Source organism: Pseudarthrobacter sp. NIBRBAC000502771, assembly GCF_006517215.1.
Taxonomy (GTDB): Bacteria; Actinomycetota; Actinomycetes; order Actinomycetales; family Micrococcaceae; genus Arthrobacter; species Arthrobacter niigatensis.
This window is the reverse complement of record NZ_CP041187.1, coordinates 1,516,238-1,541,827: the sequence shown is the minus strand read 5'-3', so window position 1 is coordinate 1,541,827 and position 25,590 is coordinate 1,516,238. Positions and strand designations below refer to the sequence as shown.

At 67.5% G+C, this 25,590-nt stretch carries 21 protein-coding genes and 1 pseudogene; 9 read left to right on the top strand and 13 right to left on the bottom strand.

All coding sequences use genetic code 11. The features are described 5' to 3' along the window. Positions 1 to 59: 59 nt before the first annotated feature. Positions 60 to 3,536: a DEAD/DEAH box helicase gene (locus NIBR502771_RS07185; RefSeq protein WP_141159132.1), complete on the top strand. Its 3,477-nt coding sequence runs from the start codon at positions 60 to 62 to the stop codon at positions 3,534 to 3,536. Positions 3,537 to 3,913: 377 nt separating this feature from the next. Here NIBR502771_RS07185 and NIBR502771_RS07180 read toward each other — a convergent pair whose 3' ends face one another. The 8 genes from NIBR502771_RS07180 to glnT form a co-directional block, all read right to left on the bottom strand. Beyond that, entirely contained in the window at positions 3,914 to 5,206 is a 1,293-nt protein-coding gene (locus NIBR502771_RS07180) for an ammonium transporter (protein ID WP_141159131.1), read from the bottom strand. 247 nt (positions 5,207 to 5,453) lie between these two features. Beyond that, on the bottom strand, positions 5,454 to 6,077 hold the full coding sequence (locus tag NIBR502771_RS07175; protein WP_141159130.1) for an XRE family transcriptional regulator: 624 nt from the start codon (positions 6,075 to 6,077) through the stop codon (positions 5,454 to 5,456). A 57-nt stretch (positions 6,078 to 6,134) separates the two neighbouring features. Beyond that, positions 6,135 to 7,412 carry an allantoate amidohydrolase gene (locus tag NIBR502771_RS07170; RefSeq protein ID WP_141159129.1) on the bottom strand — a complete coding sequence of 426 codons (1,278 nt, stop codon included), beginning with the start codon at positions 7,410 to 7,412 and terminating at the stop codon, positions 6,135 to 6,137. Positions 7,413 to 7,423: 11 nt separating this feature from the next. Beyond that, positions 7,424 to 8,578 (bottom strand): FAD-dependent oxidoreductase, encoded by a 1,155-nt coding sequence (locus NIBR502771_RS07165; RefSeq protein WP_141159128.1) that lies wholly within the window; start codon positions 8,576 to 8,578, stop codon positions 7,424 to 7,426. Then, positions 8,578 to 9,927: an FMN-binding glutamate synthase family protein gene (locus tag NIBR502771_RS07160; RefSeq protein WP_141159127.1), complete on the bottom strand. Its 1,350-nt coding sequence runs from the start codon at positions 9,925 to 9,927 to the stop codon at positions 8,578 to 8,580. Before NIBR502771_RS07160 ends, NIBR502771_RS07165 begins: the two co-directional genes overlap by 1 nt. A gap of 9 nt (positions 9,928 to 9,936) precedes the next feature. Continuing rightward, entirely contained in the window at positions 9,937 to 10,665 is a 729-nt protein-coding gene (locus NIBR502771_RS07155; RefSeq protein WP_141159126.1) for a protein glxC, read from the bottom strand. Then, entirely contained in the window at positions 10,653 to 11,561 is a 909-nt protein-coding gene (locus tag NIBR502771_RS07150) for a glutamine amidotransferase (RefSeq protein ID WP_141159125.1), read from the bottom strand. Before NIBR502771_RS07150 ends, NIBR502771_RS07155 begins: the two co-directional genes overlap by 13 nt. Before the next feature lie 26 nt (positions 11,562 to 11,587). Continuing rightward, positions 11,588 to 12,994: a type III glutamate--ammonia ligase gene (gene glnT, locus NIBR502771_RS07145; protein WP_210411357.1), complete on the bottom strand. Its 1,407-nt coding sequence runs from the start codon at positions 12,992 to 12,994 to the stop codon at positions 11,588 to 11,590. Between the two features lie 148 nt (positions 12,995 to 13,142). Between glnT and NIBR502771_RS07140 the strand changes: the two genes are divergently transcribed. From NIBR502771_RS07140 to NIBR502771_RS20830, 4 genes and pseudogenes are all read left to right on the top strand, one after another. Beyond that, complete coding sequence (locus tag NIBR502771_RS07140) at positions 13,143 to 14,258, top strand: Gfo/Idh/MocA family protein (protein ID WP_246839833.1); 1,116 nt, start codon at positions 13,143 to 13,145, stop codon at positions 14,256 to 14,258. Next, positions 14,258 to 15,016, top strand: a complete 759-nt coding sequence (locus NIBR502771_RS07135) for a ThuA domain-containing protein (RefSeq protein ID WP_210411355.1) — start codon at positions 14,258 to 14,260, stop codon at positions 15,014 to 15,016. The genes NIBR502771_RS07140 and NIBR502771_RS07135 overlap by 1 nt, the downstream gene beginning before the upstream one ends. 150 nt (positions 15,017 to 15,166) lie before the next feature. Then, positions 15,167 to 15,541: a cupin domain-containing protein gene (locus NIBR502771_RS07130; protein WP_141159123.1), complete on the top strand. Its 375-nt coding sequence runs from the start codon at positions 15,167 to 15,169 to the stop codon at positions 15,539 to 15,541. Positions 15,542 to 15,643: 102 nt separating this feature from the next. After that, positions 15,644 to 16,628, top strand: a pseudogene (locus tag NIBR502771_RS20830) (NAD-dependent epimerase/dehydratase family protein). Between the two features lie 11 nt (positions 16,629 to 16,639). On the opposite strand, the gene NIBR502771_RS07120 reads toward NIBR502771_RS20830, so the two are convergent. Together NIBR502771_RS07120 and NIBR502771_RS07115 are read right to left on the bottom strand one after the other, a co-directional pair. Further along, positions 16,640 to 17,137 (bottom strand): hypothetical protein, encoded by a 498-nt coding sequence (locus tag NIBR502771_RS07120; RefSeq protein WP_246839832.1) that lies wholly within the window; start codon positions 17,135 to 17,137, stop codon positions 16,640 to 16,642. Continuing rightward, on the bottom strand, positions 17,106 to 19,043 hold the full coding sequence (locus NIBR502771_RS07115; protein WP_141159122.1) for a primary-amine oxidase: 1,938 nt from the start codon (positions 19,041 to 19,043) through the stop codon (positions 17,106 to 17,108). The genes NIBR502771_RS07120 and NIBR502771_RS07115 overlap by 32 nt, the downstream gene beginning before the upstream one ends. Before the next feature lie 121 nt (positions 19,044 to 19,164). Here NIBR502771_RS07115 and NIBR502771_RS07110 point away from each other — a divergent pair, with 121 nt between their 5' ends. Both NIBR502771_RS07110 and NIBR502771_RS07105 read left to right on the top strand, forming a co-directional pair. Further along, entirely contained in the window at positions 19,165 to 19,770 is a 606-nt protein-coding gene (locus tag NIBR502771_RS07110) for a TetR/AcrR family transcriptional regulator (RefSeq protein WP_141159121.1), read from the top strand. An 85-nt stretch (positions 19,771 to 19,855) separates the two neighbouring features. Further along, positions 19,856 to 20,032, top strand: coding sequence for a CsbD family protein (locus NIBR502771_RS07105; RefSeq protein WP_018770044.1), 177 nt, complete (start codon positions 19,856 to 19,858; stop codon positions 20,030 to 20,032). Between the two features lie 85 nt (positions 20,033 to 20,117). Here the strand turns inward: NIBR502771_RS07105 and NIBR502771_RS07100 are convergent, their stop codons facing one another. Then, positions 20,118 to 20,792 (bottom strand): DUF1345 domain-containing protein, encoded by a 675-nt coding sequence (locus tag NIBR502771_RS07100; protein WP_141159120.1) that lies wholly within the window; start codon positions 20,790 to 20,792, stop codon positions 20,118 to 20,120. A gap of 164 nt (positions 20,793 to 20,956) precedes the next feature. On the opposite strand from NIBR502771_RS07100, the gene NIBR502771_RS07095 reads away from it, so the two are divergent. Then, entirely contained in the window at positions 20,957 to 21,913 is a 957-nt protein-coding gene (locus tag NIBR502771_RS07095; protein ID WP_141159119.1) for a helix-turn-helix domain-containing protein, read from the top strand. Between the two features lie 12 nt (positions 21,914 to 21,925). Here the strand turns inward: NIBR502771_RS07095 and gdhA are convergent, their stop codons facing one another. Then, positions 21,926 to 23,263, bottom strand: coding sequence for an NADP-specific glutamate dehydrogenase (gdhA, locus tag NIBR502771_RS07090; protein WP_141159118.1), 1,338 nt, complete (start codon positions 23,261 to 23,263; stop codon positions 21,926 to 21,928). Between the two features lie 201 nt (positions 23,264 to 23,464). On the opposite strand from gdhA, the gene NIBR502771_RS07085 reads away from it, so the two are divergent. Then, positions 23,465 to 24,088 (top strand): AmiS/UreI family transporter, encoded by a 624-nt coding sequence (locus NIBR502771_RS07085; RefSeq protein WP_141159117.1) that lies wholly within the window; start codon positions 23,465 to 23,467, stop codon positions 24,086 to 24,088. Here the strand turns inward: NIBR502771_RS07085 and NIBR502771_RS07080 are convergent. Further along, positions 24,081 to 25,556, bottom strand: coding sequence for an APC family permease (locus NIBR502771_RS07080; RefSeq protein ID WP_141159116.1), 1,476 nt, complete (start codon positions 25,554 to 25,556; stop codon positions 24,081 to 24,083). The genes NIBR502771_RS07085 and NIBR502771_RS07080 overlap by 8 nt on opposite strands. Between the last annotated feature and the right edge of the window lie 34 nt (positions 25,557 to 25,590).

The following is a 25,590-nucleotide window of genomic DNA, read 5'->3' as shown; positions in this document are numbered from 1 at the left end:
ATCAGATAACCTCCCACCGGACCCGGCTCCGCCGTGGCCTGCCGAAAGTAGCCCCCACCATGCCATCCCAACCGGACGAAAGTGCGGACCTGGCAATACAGACACCTGCAATCAACGACCGCTCGCTGGCGGCCGGGCTGGCGTATGCCATGGCAAGCAGGGTCTCGGGCATATCGTTCGACGGCGGCACGGGGCTGATGCTGGGAAAGGTCCGGGGCGGGGCGGACGTTCCGTACTCCACCACCGCCAAGCTGGTCCGGAAAGCCGGCGGCTGGAGCTGCACCGTCGGTGTGTGCAGCTGCCCGGTCCGCAAGGACTGCAAGCATGTGGCGGCCCTGCTGTTCGCGGCCGAGGACAACCCCGCCATCCGGGTGCAGTTGCTGGCGCCGTCCACCTCCACCCAGGTGTCCCGTGCGCCGGCCGCGGCCCTCTCCGACTGGGAGCAGGCCCTCAGCCCCCTGATCTCCCGGCCCGGTTCCGCGCCCTCCACCGCCGGGGTTCCCCTCGCCCTGCAGTTCGAAGTGGAGGAACCCCCGCCGCATTTCTCCTACACCGGCCGCCGGGACCCGGTGCGCGGCGTCCGCCAGCTCAAGGTCCGGCCGGTCATCATGGGCGCCAAGGGCAAATGGATCCGCGGCGACGTTTCCTGGAACACCCTGAGCTACCTGAACTTCCGGCGGGAATCCAACCAGGCGCACGTGGACTGGCTGCAGGAGTTCCTGGCCGGCCATTCCTCCTCCGCGAGCCGGATGCACAACTCCGCCGGCCTGTGGCTAAGCCTGAACTCGTATGCCGGCAGGAACCTGTGGAGCCTGCTGTCCGAGGCACGGAAGATCGGGCTCGCGCTGGTCCACTCGCGCGGCACCGAGCCTGTCCGCATCACTGAAGCCCCCGCCGTCGTCGGGCTTTCCCTGAGCCGGTACGGGGCACCGGTGGCTGGACCCGACGAAGAAGCCGCCGCGGCAAAAGCAGATGTGTCCGACGGCGGGCTGGAGCTGTCGCCCACCATCACGATTGAGGGCGCGGAGGTTGATCCGGCATCCGTGGGAACGATCGGCCGGCCGGCGCACGGGTTGTTCTTTACCTCGGGGGAAGCCTCGCTGCCGGGCGTGCCGGACCCCAACGGCACCATCACGCTGGCACCGCTGGAAGACGGGCTGAGCGAGGAGCTGCTGGCGTTCGTCACCGCGGGCAGCATGCTGCACATCCCGGCCAGGGACGAATCCCGCTTCCTGACCGGGTTCTACCCGAAACTGAAGCAGGCGGCCCGGGTAACGGCGCGCGACGAGTCCGTGGAACTGCCCGAACTGGCCGTCCCCACCCTTTCCCTGCTGGCCAACTATGGTGCTGACCACCGGGTACGGCTGCATTGGGAGTGGCACTACAAGACCGGGACGCTGGTCACGGCGCAGCCCTTGTGGCGTCACCCCGGCGATCACGGTTACCGTGACGACACCGCCGAGGCGCGCATCCTGGACGGCATCGGCCAGCCATGGGACGTGGTCCCTGCCCTGGGCGAATCAGCCACTGGCGGCTGGGGCACTCCGCGGCTTGCGGCATCCGCCGAACTGACGGGACTGGACACGCTGGCGTTCACCGAGGAGGTACTGCCCCGGCTGCGGGAAGCGCCGGACGTGGATGTGGAAGCCGTGGGTGACATCGCGGACTACCGGGAGGCCGGGGAAGCACCCGTGGTGTCCATCTCCACCAAGGCCACCGAGCAGCGTGACTGGTTCGACCTGGGCATCCAGATTTCGCTGGAAGGCCAGCCCGTCTCCTTCGCTGCCGTGTTCTCCGCGCTGGCGGCCGGCCAGACCAGGATGCTGCTGCCCAGCGGAGCCTATTTCTCCCTGGACCTGCCGGAACTGCATCAGTTGCGGGCTTTGATCGAGGAAGCCAGATCGCTGCAGGACAACAAGGATGCTCCACTGCAGATCAGCAGGTTCCAGGCCGGGCTCTGGGACGAGCTGGCACAGCTGGGGATTGTCGACGAACAGGCAGCGGCCTGGCGGTCCGCCGTCGGCGGCCTCCTGGAGGGCGGCACCGACGGGCTGCCGCTGCCTGCCACCCTGAACGCGGAGCTGCGGCCGTACCAGCTGGAGGGGTTCAACTGGCTGAGCTTCCTCTACAAGCACGGGCTGGGCGGCATCCTGGCGGACGACATGGGCCTGGGCAAGACCGTCCAGGCGCTGGCGCTGATGTGCGCGGCGAAAGACCTTGCGGCAGCGGCTGCCTCGTCCCTGGAAACGTCCGACGGCGGTGCTGCCGCCAGCTCCGGTGGCGGGCCCGCCGCCGTCGCGCCCTTCCTGGTGGTGGCGCCCACCAGCGTGGTGGGCAACTGGGCGCTGGAAGCCGCCCGCTTCGCCCCTGGCCTCACCGTCCGGACCGTCGGCGAGACCTTCGGGAAGAGCGGGCAGGACGTTGCGGAGGCACTGGGCGGGGCCGACGTCGTGATCACCTCGTACGCGCTGTTCCGCATCGACTACGAGGCCTACGCCATGCGGACGTGGAACGGGCTGGTCCTGGACGAGGCGCAGTTCGTGAAGAACCACCAGTCCAAGGCCTACCAGTGCGCCCGCAAGCTGCCGGCGGCGTTCAAGCTGGCCATCACCGGCACCCCGCTGGAGAACAACCTGATGGAGTTCTGGGCCCTGACATCCATCGTCGCTCCCGGGCTGTTCTCCAGCCCCAAGCGCTTTGCCGAGTATTACCAGAAGCCGGTGGAAAAGAACGGCGACAAGGGGCAGCTGGAGAAGCTCCGGCGCCGGGTCCGGCCGCTGATGATGCGGCGCACCAAGGACCAGGTGATCAAGGACCTGCCGCCCAAGCAGGAGCAGGTCCTTGAGGTGGTGCTCAACCCGCGGCACCAGAAGGTGTACCAGACCCACCTGCAGCGTGAGCGGCAGAAGATCCTGGGGCTGATCGAGGACGTCAACAAGAACCGGTTCACCATTTTCCAGTCGCTGACCCTGCTGCGGCAGCTCAGCCTGGATGTGTCCCTGGTGGATCCTGCCTTGTCCGCGGTGCGGTCCTCGAAGCTGGATGTACTGTTTGAGCAGCTCGAGGACCTGGTGGCCGAGGGGCACCGGGCGCTGATCTTCAGCCAGTTCACCGGGTTCCTGGGGAAGGTCCGCGAGCGGCTGGACCAGGAGGAGATCGAGTACTGCTACCTCGACGGCGGAACCCGGAACCGTGCCGACGTTGTCAGCGAGTTCAAGAACGGCAGCGCGCCGGTGTTCCTGATTTCGCTCAAGGCCGGCGGGTTCGGCCTGAACCTCACGGAGGCCGATTACGTCTTCCTGCTGGACCCCTGGTGGAACCCGGCGTCCGAGGCCCAGGCCGTGGACCGGACCCACCGGATCGGGCAGGCCCGGAACGTGATGGTGTACCGGCTCGTGGCCAAGGACACCATCGAGGAAAAGGTCATGGCACTGAAGACCCGGAAGTCGCAGCTGTTCGCTGACGTCATGGAGGGTGACGCCCTGGCCGGCGGGGCCATCACGGCCGAGGACCTTGCGGGGCTGTTCAAGGAGTAAGCCCGTCGTTATCGACTCGCATCCTGGTTTTCGACGCACATCTTCGCTGTCGCAGCCCATATTTCGGTAGCGCCAGCGAATCCGCGCAGCGCAAATGCGTTTGCGCCGCGCGCTGTTGGTGCACCATGGCGCCGGACCTGCGCAGGCGCCCCAGCCACGTCCGCGCGGCGGTGCTCGAAGTGGGCGGCGGCATCCTGGCCTGCACGAAACAGTAGGCACGACGAAGGGCCAAACCCTGGAACTATAAGCCGGCTGCTGCCGGCACCGGTCCAAGGTTTGGCCCTGATTCGAGTACTGGGACGCGCCGCGTGACGCGAAAGGGGTATGCCGGGCGCCGCCCCCAGCAGGCGGGCGCCCGGCAGCTTGTGGAAGTGGAACTAGACCCGCTGCGGGGAGCCCAGCTCCACCGGATCCTCGTCCATCAGGTAGGCCAGCTCCGAGTGGGCCGCGAGGTCGATGCCGCGCAGTTCGTCCTCTGGCTTGATGCGCAGGCCGCCCATGGTCTTGTCCAGGATCTTCGCCAGGATCCAGGTGACCCCGAAGGAGTAGGCCAGGACGCTGACGGTGGCGATCGCCTGGACGCCGAGCAGGTCGAAGCCGCCGCCGTAGAAGAGGCCGCTGACGCCGTTCGGGGCCTTGCCCGTGGCGAAGAGGCCGATCAGCAGGGTGCCCAGGATGCCGCCCACCAGGTGGACGCCGACGACGTCGAGTGAATCGTCGAAGCCCAGGCGGAACTTCCATTCGATGGCCAGCGAGCAGACAGCCCCGGCGATCGCGCCGATGGCCAGGGCGCCGAGCGGGCTGACTGCGCCACAGGCAGGAGTGATGGCTACCAGCGCGGCGATCAGGCCTGATGCTGCACCCATGCTGGTGGCCGCACCATGCCGGACCCGCTCAACAAGGGCCCAGGCCAGCAGTCCGGCCGAAGCTGCGACGGCGGTGTTCAGGAACACCACCGACGCCGACTGGCCGGCGGCGAGCGCGGAGCCCGCGTTGAAGCCGAACCAGCCCACCCACAGCAGGCCAGCGCCCACCAGGACCAGCGGCCGGCTGTGCGGCTTGGCGTGTTCCACCTTGGGCCAGCCGGAGCTCTTGCCCAGCACCAGGGCCAGGGCCAGGGCGGCGGCGCCGGCGTTCATGTGCACCGCGGTGCCGCCGGCGAAGTCGATGGCTTTGATGCCGTTGGCAATCCAGCCACCCACTGTGCTGCCGTCCGCCGAGTCGAACGCAAACACCCAGTGCGCGATCGGGAAGTACACCACCGTGGCCCAGATGCCGGCGAAGACCATCCAGGCGCCAAACTTCATGCGGCCCGCGGCGGCACCGGCAACCAGTGCGGTGGTGACGCAGGCGAAGAACAGCTGGAATGCTGCGAACAGGATGACCGGGATGGACGCCGAATCATCCTTGGCCAGCAGCTGCCCCATGCCGGGGAATTCGGTGACGTCACCGATCAGGCCCAGGCCGCCCACGGAGTTGCCAAAGGCCATTGAGTAGCCGAACAGTGCCCAGAGGACGGCCACCAGGCTGGCGCCGCCGAAGCACATCATCATCATGTTGAGAATGCGGCGCGACCCCACCATGCCCCCGTAAAACAGGGCCAGGGCGGGGATCATCATGCACACCAGCGCCGAGCTGGCCAAAATCCAAGCGACATTTCCCGAATCCATGGGAAACCCCTTTCGTGATGCGAAGAGAGAACGGTCGATTGCCGTCAGAGCCGCTCTGCGGAGGGACGTGGCCGGAGAAACCACGTTCAGCGGGAGGGGCGGCTGTTGCCGTCTGATTCCAACTTTATGGCGGCAATTCCCGGGTGGGTTTCCGGTGTGTTAAATGATCGTTTCGGTCATCCACAGGCGAGTTTCAGGGGTCCCGCAGCACGCAGGAAGCGACTGCAGGAGCCACCAGTAACGGGCATTATTTGGCGGAGACCGCCAGGAACCGGATGGGAAGGTCCAGCAATTCCAGCGGGCCGTGCGGGCCTTCACCGTCCAGGAGCAGGGAGTCCCCCGGTTCCATGGCGTACTCGTAGGAGCCGTGGCCGTAGACCATCTTCCCGGCGAGCATGTAGATGAACTCGGTGCCCGGGTGCTGGAACAGGGGAAACACGTCGCTGGCATCGGTGAGGGTCACGAGGGTGGGTTCAATGGCATCGGGCCGGCCCTTGAGGGTTCCCAGCACGCGATATTCGTGGCCGTGCTGGGTGCCGCTCCGGACGGTGAGGCTGCCCTGGCCGCTCTTGGTGAAGGTGGCGTCCCGGTCGGTGTCCGCGCCCCGGAACAGTGCGGTGACCGGAACGTTGAGGCCGTCAGCCAGCCGCTGCAAGGTGGTGAGGGAGCAGGAGGTGGTGGCGGTTTCCACCCGGGAGATCATGGCCTTGGACAGGCCGGTCCGGGCTGCGAGCTCGGCCGACGACAAGCCGGCCGACGTACGGTAGTGCCGGACCTGCGCCGCGATGACCTGCTCCAGCCGGCCGGCAACCTGTCCGGCAGCGTCCTCTGCGGGTTGGTCCGTTCCGTGGTCCCCGGCCTGTTCGGTCATGCCTGCCATCTTAGGCGGGCCGCGGTAGGCCCGGCGTACGACGACGGTCGTGGCCAATCACGCTGCCCCGCCCAGCAGCCCGGCAAGGGAGTCCGCCAGGGCGAGCGCGCCGGCTTCGGCGTCGCTGTCCTCCACGAGTTCGTCCGGCGAATGCGAGACGCCGGTGGGGTTCCGGACGAACAGCATTGCAGTGGGCAGGTTCGCGGCCAGCACCCCGGCGTCGTGCCCTGCGCCGGTGTCCAGCACCGGGGCGGCAGGCAGGAGCTGCTGCAGCCGGTCCCGGAGGCCGCCGTCGAAATGGACTGTGGGGCTCAACGATTCCGTGCCCAGGACGGCTGTGCAGCCTTCCTCCGCGGCGATGACCTGGGCGTTCAACCCGATGGCCTCCACCAGCGCGGCGGTGACCGAATCCTCCGGGTGCCTGACGTCAATCCAGAGGTCCACCCGGGACGCGATCACGTTGGTACCGCCGGGGACGGGCTGTAGCCGGCCCACCGTGGCGCGGGCCTCCTTGTACTTCCGGGCGGTGTCCCGGATGGACACCGTGACTTTGGCCGCTGCGATCATGGGGTCGCGCCGGTCCCTCATGAGCGTGGTTCCGGCGTGGTTTCCCTCGCCCGTGATGCTCAGTTTCCAGCGGCCGTGGCCAAGGATGGAGGACCCGATGGCCACCGGCTGGTGCAGGTCCACCAGTCCCCTCCCCTGCTCCACATGCAGTTCCACGAACACCCCCAGCTGCTGCAGGGCCTTGTGGTCGGGGCCGATGAACCGCGGGTCCTGCCCGTTCGCCGCGGCGGCGTCGGCGTAAGTGTTGCCGTCTGGGTCGCGGAGGTTGCGGGCCTTGTCCGGGTCCAGTCCGCCGGTGAGGAGCCGCGAGCCAAGGCAGGCCACGCCGAACCGGGAGCCTTCCTCCTCCGGGAACACCGCAAGCACCAGGGGCCGCCGGGGCCGGAAGTTCCGGGCCTTGAGGAGGTCGACGGCAACCAGCGCCGAGGCAACCCCCAGCGGGCCGTCATACTCGCCGCCGCCGGGGACGGAATCGAGGTGGCTTCCGGTGGCGACGGCGTCTTTCCGCACTCCGGTTGCTGTGTCCCACCAGGCCCAGATGATCCCGTTGGCATCCGTGTGCACGTCCAGCCCGCGCCGGGCCGCCTGCTCAATGAACCAACTGCGGAGGTCCGTTTCGGCGGTGGAGAACACCGGGCGGGAGTAGCCGCCGCGGGTGCTGTCGCGGCCGACGTCGGAAATCTCCTTCAGGAGGCCGGCAACGGTGGGTGCGCCCGCAGTTTCGGCGGGTACCGCGTGCGGCGCTGGTGCTGTGCGGGAAAGGCTCACGGTTGTCCGTTCTACGTGGTGAGTGCCGGGGAGGATGCGCTCCGGAACCGGTCCGGAACTGACCCGGCACCGGTGGCCAGGTCCGCCGCCCACTGCCCGGTCAGCGGGGCGAACTTCGCGCCGTGGCCCGAGCAGGGTGAGACGACGGTGAGGTTCTCCGCCCGGTCAATGAGGAAGTCCTCGGTGGGGGTGTTGGTGAACAGGCAGGTGGTTTCGGCGTAAGGTTCGGGGTCCAGGCCAGGCAGGTAGCGGCGGACGTAGTCCACCACGCGGGTACGGTTGGCCGGGTCCACCACTCCGGTCTGGTCCGCGGCGGACCGAATCCGCGGGCCGCCGTTGTATTCGGCCACCTTCTGCCCGGCAAAATCCGCATCCCGGCCGCCGGGGAGGCCGTAGGTTTGGAGGTCGCCGGCCTTGTGGATGAAGGTGGGCCAGTTGGTGCCGGAAAAGCCGGAGTCTTCCCGGTACCTGAAGTGGAAGGCCTGCTCCTGGCGGACGGTAAATTCCGGCAGGCCGGCGAGGAACCCGGCCGGCAGTGGCAGGGAGTCCAGCAGCCGTGGCAGCCAGCCGCCGGCGCTGATGACGAGGTTGCCGGCGTCGAGCGTTTCCCCCGTGGTGGAGTGCAGCCGGTAGCCGGCCCCGCCCAGCCGCTCCACCCGGTCCAGGCTCCAGCCGGTCAGGACTTTTGCCCCGTGCCGGACCGCGAGCGCCACCATGGCGTTGACAGAGGTTTCGGCGTCGATCACGCCCGCACCGGGATGCCAGAGGACGTCGGTGTCGAACGTGATCTGCGGCCAGCGGTTGCGGGCGTCGGCGGCCGACAGCAGCTCGTGGTCGATTCCGGCACGGGCCAGTACCTCAGCGAGGAGGGCGGGTTGACGTTTGGGGCCATGGTCCACCGCGCCGAACGGCGTGATCAGCTCAACGCCGGCGTCCGCTGCGAGCCCGTCCCAAAGGTCTTTGGAATCGAGCACGGCCCGGGTGTAGAAGGGGTCCGGGTAGGCGTAGCGGAAGATCCGGGCGGAGCCGTGCGAGCTGCCGTCGTGGGCGGCGGGAACGTCGCGCTCCAGCAGGGTGACCTGGTGGCCGCGCGCTGCGAGCTGCCACGCGGTGGCGGCGCCGGCCAGGCCGGCGCCCACCACCACATAATCCGACGGGTCGGCCATCAAAAGCTCCCCTGCGCGCCGGGGATCCAACTGGTGCCGGCCAGCGGCACGCGGGCCATGGCGGAGGCCTCGATGGTCAGTGCCACCAGGTCTTCCGGCTCCAGGTTGTGCAGGTGCGACTTGCCGCAGGCCCGGGCGATGGTCTGGGCTTCCATGGTGAGGACACGAAGGTAGTTGGCCAGCCGGCGGCCGGCGGCCACGGGGTCCAGCCGGGAGGAGAGCTCAGGGTCCTGGGTGGTGATGCCGGCGGGGTCGCGGCCGTCCTGGAAGTCGTCATAGAAGCCGGCGGCCGAACCGAGGGCGGAGTATTCGGCGGCGTAGCGGGGGTCGTTGTCGCCAAGGGCGATCAGCGCGGCGGTTCCGATAGCCACGGCATCGGCACCCAGGGCCATGGCCTTGGCGACGTCGGCGCCGGTGCGGATGCCGCCGGAGACGATCAGCTGGACCTTCCGGTGCATCCCCAGTTCCTGCAACGCCTGGACCGCCTGCGGGATGGCCGCGAGGATGGGGATCCCCACGTGTTCGATGAACACCTGCTGCGTGGCGGCGGTGCCGCCCTGCATGCCGTCCAGCACCACCACGTCGGCGCCGGACTTCACGGCGAGCGCCGTGTCGTAGTACGGGCGGGAGGCGCCGATTTTGACGTAGATGGGGGTCTTCCAATCGGTGATTTCGCGCAGCTCGCCGATCTTGATTTCGAGGTCGTCCGGGCCGGTCCAGTCCGGGTGGCGGCTGGCGGAGCGCTGGTCGATGCCCACCGGCAGGGTGCGCATCCCCGCGACGCGTTCGGTGATCTTCTGGCCCAGGAGCATGCCCCCGCCGCCGGGCTTGGCGCCTTGGCCCAGCACGATCTCGATGGCGTCAGCCTTGCGGAGGTCGTCAGGGTTCATGCCGTACCGGGACGGCAGGTACTGGTACACCAGGTGTTTGGATTGGCCGCGCTCCTCAGGCGTCATGCCGCCGTCGCCCGTGGTGGTGGAGGTGCCCACCTCGGACGCGCCGCGGCCCAGCGCTTCCTTGGCGTTGGCGGACAGGGCGCCGAAGCTCATGCCGGCAATGGTCACCGGGGTCTCCAGGTGCAGCGGGCGGCTGGCGTACCGGTCACCGAGGACGACGTCGGTGTCGCACTTTTCTCGGTAGCCCTCCAGCGGGTAGCGGGACATGGAGGCGCCGAGGAACAGCAGGTCGTCGAAATGCGGGACCTTGCGCTTGGCGCCCCAGCCGCGGATGTCGTACACGCCGGTGGCGGCCGCGCGCTGGATGTCCGCGATGGTGGCGCGGTCAAAGGTGGCGGACTCCCGCAGGCCCAGTTCAGCGATGTCAGGGGCGGGCAGGGAGGTAATGGTCACGGGAGCCTCCTAGTAGGCAGTCGAATTGTCGACGTGGAAGTGGTAGAGGTTCCGGGCTGAGCCGTAGCGCTTGAAGTCGGCCGGGTTGTCGGTACGCCCGGCGGCGGCGAGCAGTTCTGCCAGTTCGGCAAGGTGCTCTTCGCGCAGCGGCTTTTCGACGCAGTCCGCGCCGAGGGAGGCCACCGTGCCTTTGACGTAGATCCGTGCCTCGTAGATGGAGTCGCCCAGGGCGTCACCGGCGTCGCCGCAGACCACCAGCCGGCCGGCCTGGGCCATGAAGGCGGACATGTGGCCGATGTTGCCGCCCACCACGATGTCCACGCCTTTCATGGAGATCCCGCAGCGGGCTCCGGCGTTGCCGTCGATGACCACCAGGCCGCCGTGCCCGGTGGCCGCGGCGGACTGGGACGCATCCCCCGTCACATGGACCTTCCCGGACATGATGTTTTCCGCCAGCCCGACGCCGGCATTGCCGTTGATGGCCACGCTCCCCTTTTGGTGCATCCCGGCTGCGTAGTAGCCGGCATGGCCGTCGATGGCCACCGCGATGTCCGCGTCGATGCCAACGGCCAGGCTGTGCTTCCCGCCGGGGTTGGTGACGGTCCAGGACTGGCCGTCGGCCGCGTTGTGGAGTGCCTGGTTCAGGCTGCGGACCGGGGAGCCGGAAAGGTCCACCACGGTGGGTGCCTCGGCAGTAACTGCAGTTTCCAGGCTTTCGGGGGCTGTCAGAGTGACCATGTGTAGACCTTTCCGGGTTCCGGTTCAAAAATGCGGGCGTTGTCGATGCCGGGCAGCCCGGCGAGGGCGCGGTATTCGGGGGCCATGGCCACGTAGTCCTCGGTTTCGGCGATGATGGCCGGCTTGCAGGCGATGGGGTCGCGGACCACTGCCATGCTGTCCGCGGTGGTGACCACCAGGGTGTAGAAGCCGTCCAGGACCTTGCCCAGGTTCACCAATGCTTCCTCGAGGGTGTCGCCCTGCTGCAGCCGGGAGGCGACGTAGCGGGCGCCCACCTCGGTGTCATTCTCGGAGTCGAACACCACGCCTTCGCGCAAGAGGCCCCGCCGGACGGTGGCGTGGTTGGAGAAGGAGCCGTTGTGGACCAGGCAGAGGTCGTCGGCCACGGAGAACGGGTGCGAGCCGCCCGCGGTGACGGCCGACTCGGTGGCCATCCGGGTGTGCGACAGGCCCTGGCTGCCGGCCATGGCCTCGAGTCCGTGCTCGGCGGCGATCTCCATGGGATGGCCCACGCTCTTCATCACGGCCACGTGTTCGCCGCGGCCAATGATGGTGGCGGCGGGCACGGTTTCGGTGACGGCCTTCACCAGGAGGTCCGTCCCGACGGCGGCGCCCACCAGGGTGGTGTCGCCCACCACTTGCACTGCTGCTGCCGCGTCAGACGGCAGGAGCGCCGCGACGCCTGCGGTGAGTGCCGCCGTCGTCATTCCCTGGTCCGCGCCGAGCAGGCTCAGCGTTGAGGTGCCCGGGGACACCAGGCCCGGGGTGTTGTAGACGGCGAGGCCTGCGGAGTCGGGTCCGCGGTCCACGATCTGGCAGAGCATCGAGGACAGCAGGCTGCCCATCTTGGGGTGCAGCGAGGGATTGCGCAGCTGCAGCGCGGCGATTCCGCACATGGTGGGATTCCTTTACGGGGTAGTGGTCAGATCGAGGTGAGGTACGTCCGGATTTCCCAGTCGCTGACCTGGTTGTGCCAGCTGAGGAACTCCTCTTCCTTGGCGTTTGCGTAGTAGGTTCCGATCTCCGGATCGCCGCTGAGGCTGGCCAGGATGACCGGGTCCCTGCGGAGCGCTTCCACGGCGTGGAGCAGGGTGGCCGGCAGGAGATGGGCATCCGCTTTGGACTCCCCCGGCCCGGATGGCGTCCCGGGGTCGAGTGCCTTCTCCACGCCGTCCAGCCCTGCGGCGATGACGGTGGCGACGGCGAGGTAGGGGTTGGCGGAACCGTCGCCGGAGCGGAGTTCGAGCCTCGCGTTGTCCGGCACGCGGATCATGTGGGTCCGGTCGTTGCCCCCGTAGGAGGCCTTCCGCGGCGACCACGTGGCGCCGGAGGAACTGGTAGTGGCGCCGGTGCGCTTGTAGGAGTTGACCGTGGGGGCGAGGAAGGCCTGCAGCGCGGGGGCGTGGTCCAGGATTCCGGCGATGAAGGAATACGCGAGGCCGGACAGCCCCAGGCCGCGTCCGCCGTCGTCCGTGTTTCCGTCCTTCCCCGGGAACAGCGCGTCCGCGCCCGACCACAGCGAGAGGTGGAAGTGCAGGCCGGTGCCGGTGCGGTCCGTGAACGGCTTGGGCATGAAGGTGGCGGTCATGCCGCGCTGCCCGGCCAGGATGTTCAGGATGTAGCGGAGCGAGATGACGCGGTCGGCGGTGGTGAGGGCATCGGCGTACGTGAAGTTCTGCTCGAACTGGCCGGCGGCGTCCTCGTGGTCGTTGGCGTAGTTGCCCCAGCCGAGTGAGTTCATCGCGTCGCTGATGGACGTGAGGTGCTCATACATCCGGGTCACGCCGCGGGCGTCGTAGCAGGGGCGGGGCGAATCGTCCCGGGTGTCGGCGGTGCTCAGCGTCCCGTCGTCGCTCCTGTTGACCAGGAAGTACTCCACCTCGGCGCCTACCTTGGCCTGCATTCCCTGGTCCGCCAGGCGGGCGAGGGCGTTTTTGAGGATGACGCGCGGGGCGTAGGGCCAGGGCTTGCCGTCGACGTGCGGGTCGCAGTGGATGATGGCCAGCCCTTCCTTGATGAAAGGGACGGGGGTGAAGGAGGCGAGGTCCGGGACGGCGATGAGGTCCCCGTCCTGGGGCTTCTGGCCGATGAGGCCGGCCGCGTAGCCGGCAAAGCCCATGGCGCCCGCTTCGAGTTCGTCGGCGGCTTCCGCCGGAACGAGCTTGGCGCAGGGCTTTCCGGTCATGTCCACGAAGGTGGCCAGGAGGAAGCGGATGCCATGGGCGCGGGCGATGTCGGCGAGGGTGATCGTCGGTTCGGAGGCGGGAGCGGCGGACGCAGGGGCCGGCTCCATGGCGGGGGTTACAGCAGGGGTTGCGACACTGGTCATCGAAACATTCCTGTCCAATTGGTTAGCTACAGTAAACCTTGTTGCATAAGAGTATCCAAGGCTGTGTTTCACTCGTCGGGCCGGAAGGTTAAATGCATGTTTCGATGGGATGGGGGTACGCGTCCAGCAAAGAGAGAGGGTTTACCCGTTGAGCAATAAGCAGTCCCCCGAAGCAGAGACCACCGCCCCGGACTTGCGGGTGGGGGTGGTGGGCATCGGCTGGGCCGGCCAGCAGCACCTCAAGGCCTACTCGGCGCTGGATGGAGTAAGCATCGTCTCGGTGGCCGGCATGGAACAGGACCTCCGGGACTCCCTGCAGGCCGAATACGCCATCCCGAACGCCTTCGCCGGCTGGGAGGACATGCTGGAGCACGGCGGCCTGGACGCGGTCAGCGTGGCAGTGCCCACCTTCCTGCACGCCCCGATCGCCATCGCCGCCCTGGAACGGGGCCTCCACGTGCTCAGCGAGAAGCCGATCGCCCGCAACGCCGCGGAAGGCCAGGCCATGGTGGACGCCGCCCGCAAAGCCGGCCGCGTCCTTGACGTCGCCTTCAACCACCGCCGCCGCGGGGACATCAGGGCGCTCAAGGACGTGATCGACGGCGGCGGCCTGGGCCGGCCGTATTACGCGAAGGCCTCGTGGCTGCGGCGCGCCGGTATCCCCACGCTGGGCAGCTGGTTCACCAACCCGGAGCTCGCAGGCGGCGGCCCCCTGGCGGACATCGGCGTCCATGTGCTCGACTTCGCCCTGTACCTCCTCGGCGAGCCGAAGGTGGTGGCGGTATCCGCAGCCACCCATGCCGAACTGGGTCCGCAGGGCCGGGGCGGCGGAAGCCGGTTCTCCGCCCAGGCCACCAGCCATGCCTTCGACGTGGAAGACTTCGCCACGGCGTTGCTGCGGCTGGAGGGCGGCGCGACCCTGCTGGTCGAGGCCAGCTGGGCTGCCTACCGGGAAACCGACGACCAGCTGGACTTCACCGTGTACGGTACCGACGGCGGTGCCGAGCTCAGGGTGCACGGGGCCCCCTTTCCGCCGGTGGGCCGGCTGCGGGTGTTCGCGGACAAGGACGGGGAGTCCGCGGACTACCTGCCCCCGGTCCTGCCGGGCCGCGCACACGATGCAGTGGTGGAGGACTTTGTCACCGCCGTGCGCGGCGGCGCGAACGTCTGGGCCAACCATGACGGATCCCTGGCGCTGTACCGGGCGCAGGTCATCGACGCGTGCTACCAGTCCGCACGCGAGCAGAGGGAGGTTCGGCTCTGATGGACGGCGGACTGCGGATCCTGGTGTGGAACGAAGGCGTCCACGAAGCCAACAATGAGCCGTCCCACATCGGGGAGATATACCCGGACGGCATCCACGGCGCCATCGCCGCCGGCCTCCGCTCCCACTTTCCGGACGCGGAGATTACGACGGCGGTCCTGGCCACCGGCGCCGACCACGGCCTCAGCGAAGAGGTGCTCGCGGAGACTGACGTGCTGTTGTGGTGGGGCCACATCGCGCACGCGGAGGTGGGGGACGCCGTCGTCGAGCGCGTCCACCGGCACGTGCTGGGCGGGATGGGACTGATCGTGCTGCACTCGGGGCACTTCTCGAAGATCTTCACCAAACTGCTCGGTACCAGCTGCTCCCTTGCCTGGCGGAATGATGGCCAGCGCGAACTGGTGTGGACCGTCAAGCCGTCCCACCCCATCGCGGACGGGGTGGACAGCCCCATCGTCATCCCGGAGCAGGAGATGTACGGCGAACTGTTCGACATCCCGGACCCTGACGACCTAATCTTCATCAGCTCGTTTGCCGGCGGTGAGGTATTCCGGTCCGGCGTCACCTTCACCCGCGGAAAAGGCCGCATCTTCTACTTCAGCCCGGGCGACCAGGAGTACCCGGTGTACCACCATCCGCAGGTCCAGCGGGTCCTGGCCAACGGCGTGCGGTGGGCTGCGCAGCCAGATGTGGACCGTTCCGCCCCGGCTGTGACCAACCCGGCCCGGGAGTGGTTTGACGGGGCAAAACAGCATTGACATCACCTCTGCGGCGGAGCAGATTGGGATCGTCGCACACGAGGTTCGGCAGGTTCCGGACGGGCACACCCCTCCCTGGCGGACCATCCTCCCGGAGCGCCCCGCACGCCCGAGTGAATTAAACAACCCCCTCCTTCCCAGGAGCCTGAAATGCCAGCAGTAACGGTCAAGGACCTTGAATCAAAATCCTTCGATGAGCCGGATGAAAAGCGCCGGCCGCCCATGACGCAGGTCGATGTCGTCACCCTCGGCGGTACCACCCTGGGCCGCTTCACCTTCGAACCCGGCTGGCGCTGGTCGGAGACCGTCAAGACGGTGGTCCACACGGACAGCTGCCAGATCAGCCATCTGGGCGTCTGCGTAGCCGGAACCCTGACCGTTGAACTGGTCGATGGAGGCCGGATGACCATCCACGCCGGTGACGCCTACTCCATTCCGGCCGGGCACGACGCCTGGGTGGAGGGCAGCGGGACCTACGTTTGCTACGAAGTGATGAGCGCCGCGGAGTACGCCAAGCCGGAGTGACCGGCGGCCCGCCGCCAACCACGGGGAAAGGGAGGTCCGCAGGCCCTCCCTTTCCCGCTGCTGCGGCCCTACCGTTTGAGGAAACGCAACGATCGGAGAGCAATGAGAGTCACCGTCATCGGCGGCAGCGGCCACATCGGGTCGTTCCTGGTCCCCCGGCTGGTCCGCGCCGGCCATGAGGTCACCAACATCAGCCGCGGCACCAGCAGGCCTTACACGGAGGCACCGGAGTGGCAGCAGGTGCACCACGTCACCGCAGACCGTGAGGCGGAAGACCGGGACGAAACGTTCGCGGACCGGGTGGCGGCCCTCAAACCGGACGTCGTGGTGGACCTGGTCTGCTTCACCCTCGAATCGGCGGCGCAGCTGGTGCAGCGGCTGCGGGGCGAGGTGGGGCACCTGCTGCACTGCGGCTCCGTCTGGCGGTACGGGCAGAGCCTGAAGCTGCCCATCAGGGAGGGCTCGGATTCCGCTGCTCCACCCTTTGGCGAATATGGCATCCAGAAGAACCGGATTGCCCTGATGCTGAAGGAAGAAACCGCCAGCGGCGGCCTGGCCACCACGTCCCTGCATCCCGGACACATTGTGGGGGCCGGGATGGCAGCCGGTCGGTCCGTTGGGCAACCTCGATCCCACCGTCTGGCAGACCATCTCTGCAGGCCAGCCCCTTCGGATTCCCGGCAGCGGCACGGAGCTAATGCACCATGTGCACGCCGATGACGTCGCGCAGGCGTTCGAACAGGCGATTGCCCGGCGCGGAGCGGCCGCCGGGGAGGACTTCAACATCGTTGCCCCTACCGCGCTGACGGTGCGCGGCTATGCGGACATCGCTGCCGCCTGGTTCGGCCACGCTGCGGTGCTGGAGACAGTTTCGTGGGACCGCTTCCGCGGGAACACCTCCCGCGAGCACGCGGATGCGAGCTGGAACCATCTCTACCGCAGCCAGTGCTTCAGCATCGAAAAGGCGGTCTCCGTGCTCGGCTACGCGCCGCGGTACGAACCGGAGCAGGCCATCTTCGAATCCATCCAGTGGTTGGTTGCCCACGAACAGCTGCACGTGGCCCGCCCGCTCGGCGTCGCCGGCTGAGCCTCGACGGCCTACCGGCAGGACCGCCGGAGCCGGGCTACCAGCGTGGCGGCGAGCACCGCCGTCGTTAGTTCCAAGGCGATAACCAGCAGCAGGTCCGTGCTGCCGGAGCCGCTTCCAGCGGACGACGGCGGCTGGCCGCCGTGCACGTGCCCGGCACCGCCGGCGCCAAGCAGCAGTGCTGCATGAAGGGCAGCCATCGCCACGGCAGCGATGGTGACCTGGTGCAGCGCACCCACCCGGCTGTGCCGCCAGATATGGACCGCGCAGGGAGCGCAGACCGCGGCGAGTGCCAGCATGAGCACGCCAAGCCACGTGCCGTGGCGCCCGAATACGGCCAGCCATACGTGGGCCGCGCAGGAGACGGCGGTAACGATGGCAACCAGCCGGGCATGCTGGACTGGCCGTTGGGCATGGACCCGCAGGGCACGGTCCCGTCCAGCCGCTGTCGTGCTCCCTGCCGGGGCGGGGGTCAGGCTAGTGGCAGCCACCGCTGCTGCCCTCGGCATGGCAGGAGGATTCCTGCTGGTTGGGGTTGGCGGGAACGTCCAGGACCGGACTGCGGTCGAAGAAGCCCTCCGGCCGCAGCTTGAAGCCGACGGTGTCCACGGGCATGATGGGCCAGTCCTCCACCCGGGGGAAGTGGGTCAGGCCGAAGGTGTGCCACACCACGATGTCCTGGCCGTCGATGTCCCGGTCCTGCGCGATGTAGGCCGGCAGGCCCGCGCCGCCGGCGTGCTGGTTCACGAAGTCGCCCGTGGGGTACTGCTCGTCCTCGGCGTACCGGGTGACCCAGAGGTCTTTGGTGGCAAAGGCGGCGCGGCGGGCGATGGAGGAGTCCGGGTCTGCCAGCAGCGTGGGCTGGTTGTGGGAGTGCAGTTTGTAGCCCACGGGCTCGCCCAGCCGGTTCCTTGACCCCGGGTTGGAAATGATCCAGGTGCGGCCGGCGCGGGCGTCGGCTTCCCGGACGCCTTCGGACTCGCGGGCCAGGACGGTACGCCTGCGGGAGAACGCGTTGCCCCGTTCGTTTCCTGGCCCCATGGCCTGGCGGATGACGTCCTCCTCCTCCACGCGGTTGCTGAAGCCGTCGATGGCCATGTCCAGCCGGGCGCTGAAGAGGTGCTGGTGGAAGGGGGCGCCCAGGCCGGGCGCCAGTTGGGAGATGTTGTCCGAGCCGCCCTCGGGGAACGCGGAGGTGAACACAATGCCGGTGGCTTTGGCCTCGAATTCGATGGTTCCATCCAGGTAGAGGTACCAGTAGAAGCCGTAGTCGTAGTTGCCGATCGTGGTGAAGAAGGAGATGACCAGCCGGCGGTTGCGGCGGGTGTAGGTGACGCCGCTCCAGAGGTCGGAGTGCTTGGAGAGGATACTCCAGTCCTCCTCGTGCATGCAGATGCCGTTGCGGATTTCCCGCGGGGTGCCGAAGGCGTCGCTGATGACCGGGCTGAGGTAGGTGATCTCACCCAGGCAGTCGCAGCCCAGTTCCAGGGAGTTGGCGTACTGGCCAACCAGGTATTCGCCGGTGTCGAAGTAGTTCTGCCAGGACCGGACGGGCGACGGGTCACCGTACGGCACCACCATCTCGGCGATGGACGCGCGGTTGAAGATCTGCCGTTTCCGGCCGCCGTCCCGAAACGCGAGGTTGTGCAGGACCACGCCTTCGCGGACATCGAAGCCCACGTCCACGCTCCATTTTTCCCACTCCACGTGGTTGCCGCCCGTGACAGTGAAGCTGGGGCCCTCCGGCTGGGTGATGCTGATGGGTTTCTGGGTTTCGCGGACCGGCCCGGTCAGTTCGGGGTCGGTGTAGTTGCCGTGCTCGGCCGGGATGGGCATGGCACCGAGGTCGATGACATGGGTGACTTCCCTGCTGACAACGTCCACGTAGGCCACCAGGCCGTCCACCGGGTGTGCCCAGGCGCTGTCCTCGGGGAAATCCTGCACGAACGCCAGGCCGCGGAGGATGCGGCGGCCCTTCTCTTCGCCGTATTCGAAGACGCCGGCCGAGAGCGGGGCCACGCGGACCTTTTGGACGTCGAGGCCCCTGGCCGCGAGTGCCGTAAGCCACCGTTCGTCAGTGGCGAGGAGGGACTCCACCACTTCGAACTCCTCCTCCAAGACCGGCAGCTCGCCGGTCACTGCAGTGTCCAGGACGACGGCGGAGAGCACCTTTTGCTGGGTAACGGAGACAACGACGTCCCGCGGCGCAGCCCCGGAGACGTCGTGGATGAAGACCCGGAAACGGCGGTCCGCCTGCGTTTCCGCGCCCCGCGCCGGATCCAGCAGGCCGAGATAGGCGATGCGGTGCCGGGCACCCAGGTAGCCTTCCGCCTGCAGAAGGGCGCGGACGTCCAGGATTTCCTCCGCGGTTGCCAGGCGGAAGGCGGAGGCGGTTTCGGTTGCTGCGAGAGTCATGGGAAGAGCCTTTGTCCGGGCCGTCACCGGCCACTGGTTTATTTTCTATAGTTGTAGAGAATAAACGTCCGTAACATGGCCCACAAGAGTCTGAGCGAAAAATTTCCGGGGAGTGGCCGCGGTGCCGAAGATAGTTGACCATGATGAGCGCCGCCTGGAACTCGTGGATGCCACCTGGCGGATCATCGCCCGGCAGGGCCTTGAAAGCGCCACCATGCGCGAGATCGCCACGGAGGCAGGCTTTGCCAACGGTGCCCTGAAACCCTACTTCCCCACCAAGGACACCCTGCTCGAATTCGCCTTCAGCCACGTTTTCAACAGGACCAACCGGCGCATCGCAGAGGTCACGGCCGGGCGGACGGGCCTGGACGCGCTGCGCGCCTTTTCCCTCGAGGTCCTCCCCCTCGACGAAGAGCGCGTCAACGAGGCACGCATCGTGGTCCCGTTCTGGCAACGGGCCATCAACGACCCCCGGAAGGCGGCGATCCACCAGCAGTCAATGAATGAATGGCTGGCGGCCATCCGGCGCTTCCTGGCAGAGGCGAGGGACAGCGGCGACGTGACCGCCGCCGTCGACGATTCCATCCTTGCCGGGCAGCTGCTGAACATGCTGCTGGGAGCCCAGATCGAGGCGGCCCTGGCGCCGGAAGGCGAGGCGGATTTTGGCCATGCCGCCCAGCTTGAGGGCTATCTCGCGCTCCTCGGCAAAATTCCCGGCCGGAAATGAGCGGCAAACTCGAAAGTATGCTTACTATTGGTGGGTCAGGTTCTGGCAGATGCCGGAGCGGGCACGAACTGTAAGGAGCATCTCCATGGGTTTGGATGACAAGATCGGCAACGCTGCAGAGAAGCTCGGCGGCAAGGGCAAGGAAGCTGCCGGAAACGCCACGGGCGACGAGAGCCTGAAGGCCGAAGGCCAGACGGACCAGGCAAAGTCGGACCTCAAGCAGGCCGGCGAACACGTCAAGGACGCCTTCAAGAAGGACTAGTCGGCGCTCGCATAATGGGTGCAACTCCAACCGGAGTTGCACCCATTGCGTTTAAGCGCCCGGCTTGGCCGGGACGCCGGGACGCTCAGTGGATCAGCCCCGACACCAGGTTGATGGTGGTGGCCAGGACGATGGCGCCGAGCAGGTAGGAAAGCAGCGCCTGGCGCAGGACCGTAGAGCGGATGGCAGTGGTCTTCAGGTCGGTGTCCGATACCTGGAACGTCATGCCCACTGTGAAGGCCAGGTAGGCAAAGTCCGAGTACCGGGGCTGGCTCCCCTCGTTGAAATCCACACCCGTGCCGTCGCGGTAATAGATGGCCGCATACCGCAAGGTGAACAGTGTGTGGACCAGGAACCACGAGAGGGCAATGCTGCCCAGCGCCATGGCAACCGTGGCATCCTTGGCACCCCCCTGCTCACTGGCGGCGTCAAGCAGGATCAGGGCCACTCCCGCAAAGCTGGCCACGGTGGCACCCAGGACCAGCGCGTCCGAAAAGACCCTGCCGGGATCCTCCCGCCTGGCATGCGCAGCAGTGGCCGCAGGGCCCAGGCGCCCGATGACGCTCCAGACCCAGATGAGGTAGGTGGCCGAGGCGGCGGCCCAGCCGAGCGCCGGGGCATACGTCCACGTGCCGAAGGTGCCAACCGCCAGTCCCGCAACAAGGCCGACGGCGAGCATCACCACCATCCGGAGCCGGGAGTGGTGCGCGCGGGAGTCGAAGTTCCGGTAGTGGTCACCGGCAGCCGTCATGGACCTCATGGCCCGATCATGGCACGGGAGTCTGGGCTGCGGCTGGAAAGACGAACTTCTTATTTTCGCCGACCGTTGAAAAAAGAGTATCCGCCCGCTAGTCTGGGGGAACTGTGTCGCAGGACACAGTTCCGGGGGAAACGTGAAGTGGCCATCCGTCGCGAGGAACATCCATGCAAGCAGCAACCACAGCCCGCATCCCACACCAGGACCTGACGTCCAGGGTGGCCGCGTCGTTTGACCATTGGAAGCACCTGGTGGCGGAATCCTTCGTTCCCCTCGCCGCACGGACCGCCGACGTTGACGGCTTCCAGGGCCGCATGCGGGCCCGGGTGCTGGACCGGATGTCCATCGTGGAGGTCACCGCCACCTCCCACGAGGTCCACCGCACCCCGGCACTGATCGCACAGTCCCATGAGCGCTATTTCAAGCTGAACCTGCAGCTGGAAGGCACGGGCCTGCTGATCCAGGACAACCGCGAAGCCGTCCTCCAGCCCGGCGACCTGGCAATCTACGACACCAACCGCCCGTACACCCTTGCCTTCGAGGACAGCACCAGGATCATGGTCCTGATGTTTCCCTGCGATGCCCTGTCCCTGCCCGCGGACTACGTGGGGCAGCTCGCCGCCGTGCGCATGGGAAGCGGGGGCCTGAGCGGAATCGTGGGCCAGTTCATCCGCGAACTGTCGGCGAACCTGGACGTCCTGAACGGTCCCAGTGGCTCAAGGCTGGCCACCAACGCCCTGGACCTGGTGTCCACCATGCTGCACGCGGAAATGGACATCACGCCGGACCGCATGAAGCCGCAGGCCCTGCTGGCCGTCTCGGTCCGCGAGTACATCGAAGCCAACCTGGCCGATCCCCTGCTGTCACCGGCAAGCATCGCCGCGGCGCATTTCATCTCCACCCGGCACCTGCACAACGTTTTCCACGAGTCGGGGACCACCGTAGCCAGCTGGATCCGGACACAGCGGCTCGAAGGCGCACGCCGCGACCTCCGCGACCCGCTGCATGCCGGGCAGTCCGTCGGCACGGTTGCTGCCCGCTGGGGGTTCCTGGATGCCGCCCATTTCAGCCGCACGTTCCGGGATGCTTTTGGTGTCTCACCCAGCGAATGGCGCCGGGGCTGATGCAGGCGTTTCCTAGATCAACCCCTGCGCCAGCATGGCGTCGGCTACCTTGACGAACCCGCCGATGTTGGCGCCGAGCACGTAGTTGCCGGGTTCGCCGTATTCCTCGGCGGTGGCGGCACAGCGGTCGTGGATGCCCACCATGATCTCGGTCAGCCGCTCTTCGGTGTGCTCGAAGGACCATGAATCGCGGCTTGCGTTCTGCTGCATTTCCAGGGCCGAGGTTGCCACCCCGCCGGCGTTGGCGGCCTTGCCCGGCCCGAACAGGACGCCCGCCTCCTGGAACACCGCAACAGCGTCGCGGGTGGAGGGCATGTTGGCGCCTTCGCCGATGGCGAGCAGGCCGTTGCCCACCAGGCGGGCGGCAGCAGCGCCGTCGAGCTCGTTCTGCGTGGCGCAGGGAAGCGCCACGGTCGCATCGACGTCCCACACTGAGCCGCTGTCCACATACGTGACACCACCACGGCGTTCTGCGTAATCCTTCAGGCGGCCGCGCTGCACTTCCTTGACCTCGCGGAGGAGCGCGACGTCGATTCCCGACTCGTCCACGACGTACCCTGACGAGTCGGAGCAGGCCACCACCACGGCTCCGAGGGACTGGGCTTTGGCGATGGCGTTAATGGCCACGTTGCCGGAGCCGGACACCACCACGCGCTGGCCATCAAAGGAGGCCCCGCGCGTTTTCAGCATTTCCTGGGTGAAGATGACGGTGCCGAAGCCGGTGGCTTCGGGACGGACCAGGGAGCCTCCCCAGGAAATGCCCTTGCCGGTGAGCACGCCGGACTCGTAGCGGTTGGTGATCCGCTTGTACTGGCCGAAGAGGTAACCGATCTCGCGGCCGCCCACGCCGATGTCGCCGGCCGGAACGTCGGTGTATTCGCCGATGTGGCGGTAGAGCTCGGTCATGAAGGACTGGCAGAAGCGCATCACTTCGGCGTCGCTGCGGCCCCGCGGATCGAAATCGGCGCCACCCTTGCCGCCGCCGATTGGCATGCCGGTCAGGGCATTTTTGAAGATCTGCTCGAAGCCGAGGAATTTGACGATGCCCAGGTAGACGGACGGGTGGAAGCGCAGGCCCCCCTTGTACGGGCCCAGCGCAGAGTTGAATTCCACCCGGAAACCGCGGTTGATCTGGACGCGGCCGGCGTCATCGGTCCACGGAACGCGGAAAATGATCTGGCGTTCAGGCTCGCAAAGGCGTTCCAGGATGGCGGCCTCCAGGAATTCCGGATGCCTGTCGTGGACCGGCCCAAGGCTTTCGAAGACCTCCACCACTGCCTGGTGGAACTCCGCCTCACCGGGATTCCGGGCCAGGACGGTGTCCTTAATGGCTTCGAGCCGTGCGTCCATGAACTGTTCCTTACCTCTGAGCCGAAACGAGGGACAGCGCAAAAGCAACGTCGCCCCATAGGTTTACTCTTCAACTTATCGGATTACGACCGGGGAGCAGTAGGCGGACCGGTCCAGGTCGGATAATCTCCGTAATGTGACAAGGATATTCCACATTGTGAGAGCTTGGTTCAAGCGATTCTCTCCAGGAGAGGCGCGCTGATGCCCTTCATTTGCCTGCTTCTCTCCGGGGCCGCGCTGCTGATCAACGGGCTGGCGACCCTCGAACGCCTCCCCCGCATCGACGCCGCCACCTTCAGCCTGCTGCTCGGCGGCACCCAGCTGGTGCTCGGCGTCGTCCATCTTTCCACCGGGAGTACCGGCACTGAAGACCTTCTGGCGGCCGCCGGCATGTTCCTTTTCGGGCTGAAGTACGCCTATGCCGGACTGGATGGCCTGCTGGGGCTGGGCTCGACCGGCCTGGGCTGGTTCTGCGGCATGGTGGCGTTCTTCGGCCTCCTGCTGGCGGGCGCCTGGCTCGGTACGGACCCGCTGCTCGCGGTGCTCTGGGTGTGCTGGGCGGTGCTGTGGGGGCTGTTGTTCACCTCTGCTGCACTCGGGGCCGCGCGGCTGGAGCCGTTCACCGGCTGGGCGCTGGTGCTGGCCAGCCAGGTTACTGCCACTGTCCCCCCGTTCCTGGGCCTGGCCGGTCTCTGGCCGCGTTCGGCCGCCGTTGCGTGGTTGGCCGCGCTGCTCCTGGCAGGGCTGTTCGTGGCGGCACGCGCACTGGCCCGGCGCGGACAGGATGTTCCGCGCCGGGCCAGAGAGTCCCTGCCGGCTAAGTGAGCGCGTGGCCCAGGGAGCCAACGTGCTGGCGTCGCTGGATGGCCGATTCCACCAGGACTCCCGCCAGGAAGACCACCGGGACCGCCACCAGCAGGGCAGCAGCAGTCTCGGCGCTGCCCCTGATGAGGGCGGTGAAGTTGCTGGCCACCAGGGACAAAACCCAAGCCAACAGGACCGCCGCCAGGACGGGAGCGACGCGGGTCTGCCACAGTTGGGCTCCCGCGCGCTCCCGGCGGAAGAACGCGACGACGGCCGCGGAACACAGCATGTACAGCACCAGCAGTGCCGCCACGGCCAGGCCGCTGAACCAGGAAAACAGAGTCAGGACAGGATCCAGGGCCAGGATGGCGAAGGGCACCACCAGCACGACGGCGGTGGCGGACTGGACCCAGGCTGCCACGGCAGGTGCCCGGTGCCGGTTGGTCCGGGCGAGGACGGCGGGCATGGAACCACGCAGTGCCAGGGAGTGGAGGTAGCGGTTGATGCCGTTGTGGAAGGCGATGATGCCGGCGAGCAGCGAGGTGACCAGCAGGATGCCGGCCACGATGCCCGCCCAGGGGCCGAACAGTTCTACGAGCGGGCCCAGCACGAAGGAGGTGGCATCCCCTGATTCGAGCGCGGCGCCCGCGGCGCCCATCACCTGCGAGGGGCCGTAATAGCTCACCAGCATCCAGGAAATAAAGGCGAAGAACACCGAGATCACGCCGACGGACAGGTAAGTTGCCCGGGCCACGGTGCGGTGCGGATCCTTCGCCTCGGCGGAGTAGATGGCCGTGGACTCGAAGCCGAACATGGAGGCCACCGCGAACATGATGGCAACACCGGGAGCTCCTGCGCCGATGGCTTCCGGGGAGAAGGACGCGGCCACGCTGATGCCTTCCGGGCCGCCGCCGTGCAACAGCACGGTGAAGCCGAACATCAGCAGGATGGCCACCTCCAGGCCCACCAGCACGGCCAGCACGCGCGCACCGAGTTCGATGTTGAGGGAGCCCAGAACCTGGACGCCGGCCATGGTGGCCAGGGCCAGCAACCACCAGGGAATGGCCAGCCCGGCAGAGGCCAGGAGCCCGGAGAAGGCAGCGCCGTAGAGCCCGTACATGGCGGCCTGGACGGTACTGTAAGCCAGCAGTGCCAGCCACGCCGCACCGGCTCCCGTCCGCCTGCCGAATGCCGCCGTCACGTAGGCGTAGAAGGCGCCGTTGGCCTGGATCTTGCGGCTCATCGCCACGAACCCCACTGCGAAGATCACGATGACGATGCCCACGATCAGGTAGGCGCCGGGTGCGCCGGCACCGTTACCGAGCGCTGCGGCAAGCGGCGCTGCGCCGACGATCCCGGTGAGGGGAGCCTGTGCCGACAGGACGAAGAAGAGGATGCCCAGGACGCCGATGCTGCCGGCACGCAGTGCCGTTGAATGCTCCTTGGCCGGAGCGTCAGTGGTCCGGGGCTCGGAATTCGAAATACTCATTGGATCCTTCTTAACGGTCATGAGTTCAGGAAAA